This window comes from Hymenobacter cellulosivorans, from assembly GCF_022919135.1.
GTDB lineage: Bacteria > Bacteroidota > Bacteroidia > Cytophagales > Hymenobacteraceae > Hymenobacter > Hymenobacter cellulosivorans.
In genome coordinates, this window is record NZ_CP095049.1 from 4,866,605 (window position 1) to 4,878,723 (window position 12,119).

General features: G+C 62.4%; 8 protein-coding genes. 3 read left to right on the forward strand and 5 right to left on the reverse strand.

The features are described from left to right. Positions 1-42 precede the first annotated feature (42 nt). Complete coding sequence (locus tag MUN80_RS20585; protein ID WP_244715861.1) at positions 43-747, reverse strand: dienelactone hydrolase family protein; 705 nt, start codon at positions 745-747, stop codon at positions 43-45. Between the two features lie 184 nt (positions 748-931). On the opposite strand from MUN80_RS20585, the gene MUN80_RS20590 reads away from it, so the two are divergent. The 3 genes from MUN80_RS20590 (at position 932) to MUN80_RS20600 (ending at position 2,831) form a co-directional block, all read left to right on the forward strand. Beyond that, positions 932-1,855: an AraC family transcriptional regulator gene (locus MUN80_RS20590; protein ID WP_244715863.1), complete on the forward strand. Its 924-nt coding sequence runs from the start codon at positions 932-934 to the stop codon at positions 1,853-1,855. A 186-nt stretch (positions 1,856-2,041) separates the two neighbouring features. Then, entirely contained in the window at positions 2,042-2,497 is a 456-nt protein-coding gene (locus MUN80_RS20595; RefSeq protein WP_244715865.1) for a hypothetical protein, read from the forward strand. Positions 2,498-2,507: 10 nt separating this feature from the next. Then, positions 2,508-2,831 carry a DUF3817 domain-containing protein gene (locus MUN80_RS20600; protein ID WP_244715867.1) on the forward strand — a complete coding sequence of 108 codons (324 nt, stop codon included), beginning with the start codon at positions 2,508-2,510 and terminating at the stop codon, positions 2,829-2,831. On the opposite strand, the gene MUN80_RS20605 is transcribed toward MUN80_RS20600, so the two are convergent. The 4 genes from MUN80_RS20605 to MUN80_RS20620 form a co-directional block, all read right to left on the reverse strand. Continuing rightward, a complete protein-coding gene (locus tag MUN80_RS20605) occupies positions 2,814-5,441 on the reverse strand; it encodes an MGH1-like glycoside hydrolase domain-containing protein (RefSeq protein WP_244715869.1) in 2,628 nt (875 codons plus the stop codon). The two genes, MUN80_RS20600 and MUN80_RS20605, sit on opposite strands and share 18 nt — an antisense overlap. A gap of 270 nt (positions 5,442-5,711) precedes the next feature. Further along, a complete protein-coding gene (locus MUN80_RS20610; protein WP_244715871.1) occupies positions 5,712-8,054 on the reverse strand; it encodes a T9SS type A sorting domain-containing protein in 2,343 nt (780 codons plus the stop codon). A gap of 437 nt (positions 8,055-8,491) precedes the next feature. Further along, a complete protein-coding gene (locus MUN80_RS20615; protein WP_244715873.1) occupies positions 8,492-11,443 on the reverse strand; it encodes a PAS domain-containing protein in 2,952 nt (983 codons plus the stop codon). Between the two features lie 178 nt (positions 11,444-11,621). Beyond that, positions 11,622-11,837, reverse strand: a complete 216-nt coding sequence (locus MUN80_RS20620; protein WP_244715875.1) for a hypothetical protein — start codon at positions 11,835-11,837, stop codon at positions 11,622-11,624. Positions 11,838-12,119: the final 282 nt, after the last annotated feature.

The following is a 12,119-nucleotide window of genomic DNA, read 5'->3' on the forward strand; positions in this document are numbered from 1 at the left end:
ACTGCTGTCAGGAGCTTTTTTGGTATTGGAGTCAGGCGTTATCTAGCGTAGCTTTTCCTGGAAGAAGGCCAGCGTCAGGGCCCAGGCTTCCTGGGCGGCATCGGCGTTGTAGCTGGGCCGCTCATCGCAGTGGAAGCCGTGCTCAGCGTAGGAAATGACGGTGTTGATGTAAGGCTTGCCGGCCGCGTCGAGGGCGGCGGTTACCGTATCAATCTGCTCTTTGGGAATGTGAGTATCCTGCCCACCCCAGAAAAACAGGTGGGGCGCGTGCAGCTCAGCGGCCCGGCCGGCCAAGTGGTGGGTGCCCCCGCCGTAGTACGACACCCCCGCCGAGAGCGGCACCACCATGTTGGTCAAAAACGACACCCGGCCGCCAAGGCAGAACCCGATGCTGCCTATTTTGTCGGTTACGCCACCTTGGGCCCGCAGCCAGGCGTAAGCGGCTTGCACGTCGGCGGTCAGTCCTTCGGGCGTAATGGCCTGGAAGTGGGGCGCGGCGCTGGGAAAGTCGGTATAGGGAATTTCGAGGCCGGCCGGGGCGCTGCGGTGAAACAGCTCGGGGGCAATTACGACGTAGCCAGCCTGGGCCAGGCGGTCGGCCACAGAGCGGATGTGGCCGTTGACACCAAAGGCTTCCTGGAGCAGAATGATGCCCGGATGGGGCCCTTCGATGCTGGGAAAGGCAGTGTAAGCCTGAAACTGCGTGTTGTCGGTGGCGGTGAGGGTAACAGCGTTGGGGTAGCTCATCGAGGGTTGTGTGGTTGGTAGGTAGTTGAGGTGCTAAAGCTAGTCTTGGCTGCTTTTGTTTGTGGATCTGCTTACACCCTTTTTCAGAGAACAAGAAGCAGTAACCGCCGGTCAATTCTGCCGGGCCGGGCAAAATATCTAGCCGGGTTGCCCGTCAGCAGGGGCAGAACCTCTTTTGCTTTCGATGCGCCGCCCTGCTTCTGCTTCTATCAAAACCTACCAGCCCGAAACCTTTCTGCAACGGTTTGCGCCGGGCACTCCGGAGCCAAATATTCTGCTGACGGATAAGGCCGAGCATTTTTTTATCGTGCGGGTCGAGCAGATGTACCGGCTGTTTACCCAGGCTATTCCGCCCTGCCGGGCTACGGCCCATACCTGCATCTTTCTTACTTCGGGCACGGCCCGCATGAGTATTGGCCCCGAAGCCGTGGTTATCGGGGCGCTGGAGGTACTGATAGTGCCCGCCGGGCAAGTATATTCGTTTGCGCCCGGCGACGAGAATACCGGCTTCCTGTGTCACTTTCACCCCGACCTGCTCCTGGCCCCGGGCAGCCCGGCGGAAGGTGCCGCCACCTTTGATTTCCTGCAGTTCTGGGGCCGCCCGGTTATTCAGTTGACGGCCGACACGGCCGGCTTCGTGGAAAATCTGCTGCAGCGCCTTCTCCTGGAATACACCACTAACACGCTGCACTATCCCGATATTCTGCGGGCTTACCTGCTGGCCGTACTCCACGAGCTGAACCGCGCTTACCAGGCCAGCGCCCCGCAGCGGCCCAGCGCCGCCCTGCTGATTACCAATCGTTTCAAGCAACTGCTGGCCAGTCCGGGCGCGGCGCGACAGTCGGTGAGTGGCTACGCGGCCCAGCTGCATATTACCCCCAACCACCTGACCAAAGCGGTGCGCACCGTGACGGGCCAGTCGCCGGCCAAGTGGCTGGAGCAGACCCTGGTGCTCGAAGCCAAGGTGCTGCTGGTGCAAAGCGCCTTGCCCATCGGCGACGTAGCGGCAGCTGTGGGCCTCCCCGACGCCTCCTACTTCAGCCGGCTCTTTCGCAAGCACACCGGCCTCTCGCCGCTGGCGTTCCGCAAAGGGATAGAAAAGTCCTGATTCCGGCTTGCTGCGTCCTAACGAGCCGGGCCGTGGAACCTGACCTTTGCCCTGGTAATTCACCAGGTCTTATGCTTTTATCACCCGTTTCAACAAGTCTGCCGTGGCGCGGATTAGAGCCCATCGGCGCCCGGTTCTTTGGTTTGAGTAGCCCCTGCGGCCCCTTCACTTCCTGAGCCCGGCCGCATGTACTCAACCCTTTTGCTGCTGCACTCCCTGGGCCGCTGGGCCGTGCTGCTTAGCCTGCTGCTGGGCCTAGTTCGGGCCTATCGGGGCTGGCTGGGCCGGCACTCCTTCACGGGCTCTGACAACGCCGTCCGGCACTGGACGGCCACCATTGCGCATGGGCAGCTGATGCTCGGCTACGCTCTGTATTTCAGCAGTCCACTGGTGCGGGCCTTCCGCCTGCGCGATGCCGAGCACGACCCGGGCGCCTTGTTCTTCGGCCTGCAGCACGTGCTAGCTATGACGCTGGCCATTGTGGTGCTGACCATCGGCTCGGCGTTAGCCAAGCGCCGGGAGACTGACGAGGCCAAGTTTCGCACCATGGCCCTGTGGTTCACGGCGGCCCTGCTGCTCATCTTTTTGGCTATTCCCTGGCCGTTTTCGCCGTTGGCCAGCCGGCCTTACTTCCGCTTTTAATGCCTCGTTTATGATTTCGCTTCTCAAAACGCCCATTGGCCGCCTGCGGCTGCTCGGCCTGCTCGAAGGCTTGTCGTTGCTGCTGCTGCTGGGCGTGGCCGTGCCGCTGAAGTACGCCGCCGACGACCCCAGCTTCGTGCGGGCCCTGGGGCCGGTGCACGGCTTGCTGTTTCTGCTCTTTGTGCTCAACACGCTGCGCGTGGGCGTCGAGTACCGCTGGCGCTTTGCCACGACCACCTGGAAAGTACTGCTGGCCTGCATTATCCCCTTTGGCACGTTCTACGTCGACCGGAAAATCTTGGCCCCGCTGCAAGCCTCACCCCCGCAGCTGTAGCAGGCGCACGACCAGGCCCGTCCAGCCGGTTTGGTGGTTGGCGCCCATGCCGCGGCCGTTGTCGCCGTGGAAGTACTCGTGGAAAAGCAGGTAGTCCTTGAAGTGGGGGTCGGTCTGCAGCTTGTCGTCGGTGCCAAAGGCCGGGCGGCGGCCGGTTTCGTCGCGCAGCAGCAGCCGGGTGAGGCGGCCAGCCAGGGCGGCGGCTACTTGCTGCAGGTTGAGCAAGGTACCAGAGCCGGTGGGATATTCCACCTGAAAATTGTCGCCGTAGTAGAAGTGAAACCGCTGCAGGGACTCGATAATCAGGTAGTTAATCGGGAACCAGATGGGGCCGCGCCAGTTGGAGTTGCCCCCGAACATGCCCGACTCGGCCTCGCCCGGCACGTACTCCACCGTAAAGTCGGCTTCCTCAGTGCTGAACACGTAGGGATTCTCTAGGTGGTGGCGCGACATGGCCCGGATGCCGTATTCCGACAGGAATTCCGTCTCGTCGAGCATGCGGGTCAGCAGCTTCTTGAGGCGGGAGCGGCGCAGCAGGCCCAGCAGGTGGCGGGCGCCCTTGCCGGGCTCTTCCCAGCGGCTGACCAGCTTGGCCAGGTGGGGCCGGTTTTGGAGCAGCCAAGTGGCCCGGGCCGTGAATTCGGGCATTTTGTTGAGCAATTCATCATCGAGCACCTCCACGGCAAACAGCGGAATCAGGCCCACGATGGAGCGCACCTTGAGCTTGGTACGCTCCTCGTCGGGGGTGTGGAGCACGTCGTAGTAGAAGCCGTCTTCCTCGTCCCAGAGGTTGAAGAGCCCGTCGCCGCCCCGGGTCATGGCGTCGGCGATGTAGAGGAAGTGCTCGAAGAACTTGCCGGCCATTTCCTGGTACACGGGGTTGGTTTCGGCCAGCTCCAGAGCCATGCGCATCATGTTCAGGGCAAACATGGCCATCCAGCTCGTGCCGTCGCTCTGCTCGATAAAGCCCCCGGTGGGCAGCGGAGCGCTCCTATCGAACACGCCGATATTGTCCAGACCTAGGAAGCCGCCCTCGAAGATATTCCGCTCACTCTTGTCCTTGCGGTTCACCCACCAGGTGAAGTTTAAAGCCAGCTTATGGAACACGGCTTCCAGAAAATCCCGGTCGCCGTGGCCGCCTTGTAGCTTTTTGTCCATTTTGTACACCCGCCAAGTGGCCCAGGCGTGCACCGGCGGGTTCACGTCGGAGAGGTTCCACTCGTAGGCCGGCAGCTGCCCGTTGGGGTGCATGTACCAGTCCTTGGTGAGCAGGCGCAGCTGGTCTTTGGCAAAACCGGCATCGACCATGGCCAGCGGAATACAGTGGAAAGCCAAGTCCCAGGCCGCGTACCAGGGGTACTCCCACTTGTCGGGCATCGAGATGATGTCGGCGTTGTGCAGGTGGCGCCAGTGGCGGTTGCGGCCCTTGGTGCGCTCCCCGGGCGGGGTCAGCACGGCTGGGTCGCCGTCGAGCCACTGGGTCACGTCGTAGTAGTAGAACTGCTTGCTCCAGAGCATACCGGCAAAGGCCTGGCGCTGCACGTTGCGGACGTCGGGATCGGGCGGCAGGGCTTCCTGGATACAGTCATAAAACTCGTCGGCCTCCTGCTTACGGGCAGCAAAGTGCTGGTCGAAATCCTCGAACGGCGCCTCCTGAACCGGCTGGCTCAGGCGCAGCCGCACGGTCTGGGACTGGCCTGCTTCTACCGTCAGCTCGTAGCGGGCCGCCACCTTGGTGCCCTGCTGCTCACTGTTAATGGCTTGCTGGTCGCCGTCCACTACGTAGTCATTGATGCCATCCTTGAAGTGGCGGCCTTCGGCTGGCAAGTCGTAGAGGCGGGCCCCGTTGGTTTCGTTTTCGCAGAACAGCAGTTCGGGAGCCTGCTCACAATAGAGGTGGTAGTGGCCCAGGGCCGGGTGCTCGGCCTGCACCACGCCGGGGCCGGTTTCGCGCAGCACGGGCCGGGTGTCGTCGTAGCCCCAGCTCCAGGTGTTGCGAAACCAGAGCTGGGGCAGCACCGTGAGCGGGGCCTTTTGCGGGCCGCGGTTGTGCACCGTCACCTGCACCAGCACGTCGTCGGGCCCGGCCTTGGCGTACTCGATAAACACGTCGAAGTAGCGGTTCTTCTTGAAGATGCCGGTATCCAGCAGCTCGTACTCGGCATCCTGGCGGGTGCGCCGGGCATTCTCCTTGACGAGCTTCACGTACGGAAACTTCTGCTGCGGGTACTTATACAGCATCTTCATGTAGGAGTGCGTGGGCGTGCTGTCCAGGTAGTAGTACAGCTCTTTCACGTCCTCGCCGTGGTTGCCCTGCCCGTTGGTCAGGCCGTAGAGGCGCTCCTTCAGAATCCGGTCCTGCCCGTTCCAGAGGGCCACGGCAAAGCACAGCAGCTGCTGGTCGTCCGAGAGGCCGCCTATTCCTTCCTCGCCCCAGCGGTAGGCCTTGCTGCGGGCCATTTCGTGGGTAATGTAGTCCCAGGCAGTGCCGTCGGCACTGTAGTCTTCCCGCACCGTGCCCCATTGGCGCTCGGTGAGGTAGGGTCCAAACTTTTTCCAGGCAGCGGTGTGTGCGGTGTGTTCAGCTAAGCGTAGTTGTTCCTGCGTCATACTCTCGTGTGGGGCCCCGTCAATATACACCCGGCCGCCGCATTGGCGCCGGAGTGGTGGGCCGGGCCCAAAGGCCGCCGGCGGCCAGCCGGTCGAATGAAGTCTGCCGTACTGATTTTTCACGGGCAGGGTTGCTACAGCGCAGGTTGGGCACCTCCCTTACCAGGCTGGTGCAGGAGCCGGGAGCAGAGGTGAAATGGCTTTACAACAAAACTGCCCGGCTATAGGTAGCCGGGCAGTCGGGTAAGACTACGCTCAGTAGTAGCAGCGCTAATACTTCACGATTTTGGTGCGGTAAATCTGCTTGCCGCTCTGGGTCTGGAGCAAGTACACACCGGGCTTACAGGCGGTCAGGTCAACGGTTGCGTGCTCTGCGGAGAGCGTGCCTTGCTGTACCGTAGCGCCCAGCAAGTTCGTCAGCGTGTAAGGCAGGGCCGCGCCGTGCAGCGCCGTGGGCACACTTACCTCGATACGGCCCGTGGTCGGGTTAGGAGCTACAGTCAAGGACTGCACCGTTACGCCCTGCTTGGTCGGCAGCGGGGCCGGCGAATTGCCTCCCCGGTTCAGGGTGATATTATCCCCGCCTAGCGAGCAGGTAGTAACATCCGTAAAACGCTGACAGGGCTCATACACAAAGTAGCGCAGGTGATTGTCGCGCCCGCAGTAGTAAGCCGTTAGGTTCCCCGTGCTTACGACCGAGGAATGCCCGGCCATGGTATTATCAAATGACAAGAACTCCCCGGTATTCCAGTAGCCGTCCAGCCAGCTATGGTACCAGACGCCGCTGTTTTTATACATGCCCTGAATGCGCCCATCGTAGCCTAAGTACGTGATGCGGGTTTCGTCCGGATTAACGTTGATTCCGCCGTGGGCTTTGCTGGCGTTTGGATAGCCCGTGGGCCCCACGTTGGTCGGCAGATAGGAGTGTACCCAGCCATTGGAGGCCGCGCTATAGGCAAAGTGGTGCAGCTCATTATCGGCCTGCCCGATGTAGTAAATACCAGTGCTGGTCAGCGCCATCGATCTGGGCTCCCCGGATACATTGTAGGCTGTCGTTGACCAGTACGAATCCACGAAACCGTGCTGATAGCTGCCGTTGTTGATCCAGTAGTACTGAATCCGACTATCGGCGCCGCGGTAGAAGATGTGACCAACGGTCTGATCAACGAGCAGATTGCTGTGCACGTAGGCGAATGCACCCTCCGAGTTGGGAATGGTACTCACGCCCGTACCAGCCGACCAGTAGTGCAGCTGCTGATCCATGCCGACGTAGAAAATCTGGTTGGTGCTCGTCCGGGTCGCAATGGAGCCCTGCCCGGTAGCTACCCGCAAGTTGCCGGCCTCGGTCGTAATCTGCCGGTGCCGCCAGCCGTTGGCGTAATAGTAGGCGTGCACGTTGTAGTCGGTACCCTTGTAGAGCACGTAGTTGAGGCCGGCATGATAGGTAACATCGCCGGCCACGCCCACGCCAAACACGCTGGGCAGCGCTTGCACGCTCCAGGCACCAGCACCGCTGTTTGTGGCCACGTACATCTGGTTGTCGAGGCCCCGGTAGAAAACCTGGTTGGCATTATTCGGATTGGGAACAATAGAGGCCGCCTCTGAGCTCACTTTGGGCAGCGCATTTACCGTAATATCGTGGTTGATGAACTCATGGTCCGTTTTGTAGGAGGAAGTCGGCACCGAGTAGATCCGCTGTCCATACCCATCCTTGGCCTTGGGCTTGAGCACCCGAACGTAGTCGATGTCCATCTGATACTCATTCGGATCATCCCCATTGTCGTTGCTCTCGAACATCTGCAGCGTCAGCCGGACGTCGTTGTAGAACTGCTCCGTAATCTGCCCGTTCTGGTTCTTGACGCTTCCAACCGTAAACACGGCCGACTTAGGCACCGTCCGTACTTCCCGGCCATCCAGAAAGATGGTGACCTGATCCGGCGTCCAGACCAGGGAGTACAGGTGAAAATCGTCGCTTAGCAAGCTCGGACTCCAGGGCTTGGCCCAGGCCCCGCAGTGCGGCAGATTAGGCGCTCCGGCATTCAGGCCGCACGGCAGCCCATTGGGCTTGGCGGAAGACTGCCGGTTGTCAATAACGTTGGAAAGCATTCCGGCGGAACCAACGCCATCCAGCACGTCGATTTCGGTCGGGCACGACCACAGCCAGAAGGCCGGCCAAGCTCTGCCGTTGGCGGGAATCTTGATGCGGGCTTCCCAGGCGCCAAACGAATCGGTGACCATAAAAGGCCCGTCAGGATTGGTTTGCGGATCATACTTCCGGCTGAAAAGCATTCCCGAGCGGTAACGCACGGTGCGGGCGCCGTGCACCAAATTTATGGGCGTGCCGTTCGAATCCCGCCACCGCTTGGCCTTCAGGCTTACTATTCCGTTTTGCATAGTTACCAGCGAAGGGTCGGAAGTATCATACCACTCACTGCCCCAGCCGCCGTATATGTCCGGGTCGTCGGACTTGTTTTGCCACAGCTTGTTGGTGAGAACGGGGTTGTCAAAATCGTCCCGGATAATTTCCTCCCACTGGGAATTATCAAAATTCAGCCGGCACTGCGCCACCGCTCCCGTTGTACTGACTCCGCCCAGCACGACGGCCAAGGGCATACATTTCCTGAAGAAATTCTTCATAGGTAACACGATAAAAGTGAGAAATAACAGCGCCAGCGCGGCGTTGCGGAACACCTAGGATTAGAGCGGCCGTCACGAGGAAGTAACTTGACTATAAATCAGAAAAGGCCTCGCAAACAATAGTTGCAACGGGAGACATACTATTGTCTCCGGTGTGTATAGGGATTAGTGAATGCAAAGTGTATAACGGGTGCCACAATTCCTACCCCTTCCCCTACCGGGGCTCCCCCCAGGCCTTAAAAAGGGCTGTTCTGCCCAGCTGAACGAGATTACCCCAGCCCGAATTCACAATTTGTTATACTTAGGATAGTTAGCTGGCACCTGGTTTCCGGACGGAACAGCCGTCGGCCCAGCTTCCCCGGCCACCGATTAGCACCGGACCACTAGCAACCTCCCGCGCAGGTATACCCCGCCTATAACGCCACCACCGGCGCGGGCAGCGGAATCCGGATCCGGACGTAAGTGCCAAACTTAGCCGATGAGCCTACGTCCACGGTGCCGCCCAGCAGTTGCACCCGGTCGTGAATGCTGCGCAGCCCCAGGCCGGGGGAGGCCACTGGGCCCGCCACGAAGCCGGCCCCGTTGTCCTCGGCCCGCAGCACCACGAAGCCCGGCATGGTTTCCAGCTCCAGGCTGGCTTCGGTGGCCCCGCGGGCGTGCTTTACAATGTTTTGGCCCAACTCCTGGGCCATGCGGTAGAGGGCCAGCTGCAACGACGTAGGCAAGGGCGCCACGTCTTCATCCAGCACAATCTGGCAGTGCAGGCGCAGCTGAGGGCCGCTCAGCTGCCGGCTGATGTCCTGCAGGGCCACCGTCAGCCCAAACTCCTTCAGCACCGTGGGCACCAGCTCGTGCGACAACGCCCGGGTTTGCTTGATGGCCTCTACCAGCAGCTGCTCGGCGTCGCGCCAGGCCGCCCGAGCCGACAGCGGCAGGTCGAGGCCACTCAGCAGGTCGAGGCGCAGCTTGGTGGCGTAGAGCACCTGGCCTACGCCGTTGTGCAGACTTTCGGCCATGCGGCGCCGCTCGGCTTCCTGGGCCTCCAGCACGGCATCGAACAGGCCCTGCTGCTGCTCCAGCCGCATGCGTAGGTTTTCGGCTTCCAGGCGGCGTACCGTGCTGATGTCCAGGTCGACGCCCAGCACCCGCTCGGGCTGGCCCTGGGCGTCGAGCATGGTCTTGGCCTTGATGCGCAGTATTTTCTCCTCCCCGCCCACCCGGATGCGCAAGGTTTCTTCCAGGCCGGCCACGCCCTGCCGAATCTGGCCCACCAGCCGCTCGGCCACCGCCCCGTCGTTGTCGTCGGCCACTGCCTGGTAAATGCCGGGCTCTACCCGGGTACCCGGCAGCAGGTCAAAGAGCTTGTACATCCCCGCCGACCATCGGAAGGCGCCCGTGGTCAGCTCGTATTCCCAGCTCCCGAGTTGGGCCACCGACTCGAGCTGCAGCAGCAAGGTCAGGTTTTTGACCAGCTCCTGCTCTACTTCCTTGCGGCTGGTGATTTCGAAGGCCTGGGTGAAGAATCCGTCGTCGAGGCGGGTGTAGGCCACGTCGAACCAGCCCGTCAGGTTAGCAAAGTCGTAGCGCACCTCGTGGCGCTGGGGCTGCCCGGTTTCGGTGACCTGCCGCATGTGTTCCCAGGCCGGGTGCTGCCGGATGCCGGGCAGCACCTCGCTTAGCAGCCCCCCGGGCTGGTCGAACTGCCGGCTGGTCCGCATCTGGGCTGAGTTGATGGTGCTCACGGTGAAGTCGAGCAGGGCCCCGGCCTCGTCGCGCACGGCGCGGTAGTAGCTTATCAGGGTCTGGCCGCCTTCCAGCAGGGCCCGCAGCCAGTCGTTGGCCTTTTCCAGGCGCGCTTCGGTTTGCTTCTGGGCCGTAATGTCGAGAAAGGTCATGATGAACCCGTCCCCGTTTTTCACCGCCGACACGTCGAACCACCGGTCCTGGTAATGCTCCCCGGAGTAGTGGCGCACGCCCCGCCAGGTGAGCCCGGTTTCCATCACCCCCACGTAGTCGTCGAAGAAGGCGTGGCGCACGGCCGGAAACAACTCCAGCAGCCCGTGGTCCAGCATGTCGGCCTCGGTTTTCTGGTTGAGCACCTCCGCCGCCTCGTTGGCCCCGCGAAAGATAAAGTCGGTGATGGGGCCGCCGGGCTGCTCGCGCCGGGCCTCCAGCAGGCAGATGGCGGCCGGGGAGCCGTCCAGCATCCGCCGGATGGTGCGGTTGGCCCGCCGCAGCTGGATTTCGGCCGACTCCCGCTCGGTTACGTCCTGCACCAGGCCCAGCAGCTTCTGCGGCCTTCCGGCTTGGTCGCACACTACCCGCCCATGGGCTTCCAGGGTGCGCAGCTGCCCGTCGGCGCGGTAGATGCGGCGGCGGTACTGGTAGGGCCCGCACTCGGCCCGGGCCCGGGCCAGCACCTGCTCCACCTCGGCCACATCCTCGGGCACGGTGCGCGAGTCGATGAATTCCCGGGTAAAGGCAAAGGCCTGGGGCTCCTCGCCAAACAGCCGGAACAGCCCGTCGGAGGCCCGCAGGGCAGGGCTGGCCACGTCGGCTTCGTAGCTGCCGGTCCCGGCCGAGAGCTCGGCTTCCCGCAGCAGGGTTTCGCTGGCCGCCTGCCGGGCCTGGGCCGCCACGACCGAGGTAACGTCGCGGGCTATTTCCAGCACCCGGTACACCACCCCGCCCTTCCACTCGGGTGCCAGGCGGGAGTGGTAGTGCCGCTCGCCCTGGGGCGTGGGCCGCTGGTGGTAGAAGTCCTGGGGTTGGCCCGTGCGCAGCACCTGCTGCAGGTGCTCGGCGTGGGCCTCGCCGAAGAGGGCCGACGCGCCCATTTCCGCCCAGGTTTTGCCCAGCAGCCGGCGCACGGGCTGGCCCTGGAGGGCCTCCAGGGCGGCATTGGCGTAGCGCAGCCGCTGGTGCTGGTCCCAGCGCAGAATCAGGTCGGGCAGGTGGTCGGCCACGGCCTGGTACTGGCGGCGCTGCCCCACGGCCCGCGTCGCGTCCTGCCAGAACACCAGCACCTGCCCAGGGGGGCTGGGGGCGCTGCTCATCTCAATCCAGCGCTGGCAGTAGGGCAAGAAAAAGGTACCCTTCACGGAATGGGGCGCCTGCCGGGCCTCGCGCAGGGCCCGCAGCAGGGCGGCCGGAAAGCCGGCTGGCAAGACGTCTTCCAGCAGCCGGCCCTGCAGCCCGGGCACGGTGCCGGCCAGCAGCTGGGCCGCCTCCGGGTTTAGGAGTTGGAGCTGGCCGGCCTCATCGAGGCCCAGCACGGCCCAGGGCATGGTGTGCAGGACCTGTTCGGACCAGGCAGGCGGGTACGAAAAGCCGGACGGGGTGGCAGCGGGGCGTTCATTCGGCATCGGAGCAGGATAACGACTCCACGCTGGGCAGGGCCTGGTGAGAGCGTTATACCAACCAAGCCGGTGGGCCAGACCCCGAAGTAACGGGACCGAATACAGCGCTTACCTTATGAAGGTAGCCTTTCTCAAGCTCCACTACAAGCTCAACCGGTCAGAATAAGGACTATCCGGCGTTTGCTTAGGGCAAATACATGGGCGCGTCGCGCAGGGCGCACACGTCGGGCCAGCTCAGCTCCCCGGCCACGTAGCGCGCGTGCAGCCGCTGCACGTAGGCCGAGGCCCGGGCGTAGAGCGTGGGGTTGGCAGCCTGCATCTGCCGTAGTACGTAGGCCCGCTGCCGGGGCGTCTGGGCACAGGGCCCGAATCGGGAATCAGGAGTAACGTTCTGCACCATACCACCTCAGTCAGATCAAACAATAAAACAAAGGTCGGAACTGATTTACCGCAGCGCATCGGTTCGAGTACGGATTCGGGTGGGGTTAAACACGTAAAGACCCGTCCCGCACCGGCATAGCAACCTGAAATTCAGACGCCCAGCCCCTTTGCCAGCTCCACCGTTATTGCTACCTTACTTGCCGTAGCTGTCCTATTGTTATTCCTGCGCTTGCCTATTGCTATAGTCCCCGGCCTTTTTTCCGTCAAGAGCGCCGGTTTCATTCCATCCTTCTACCTTTTT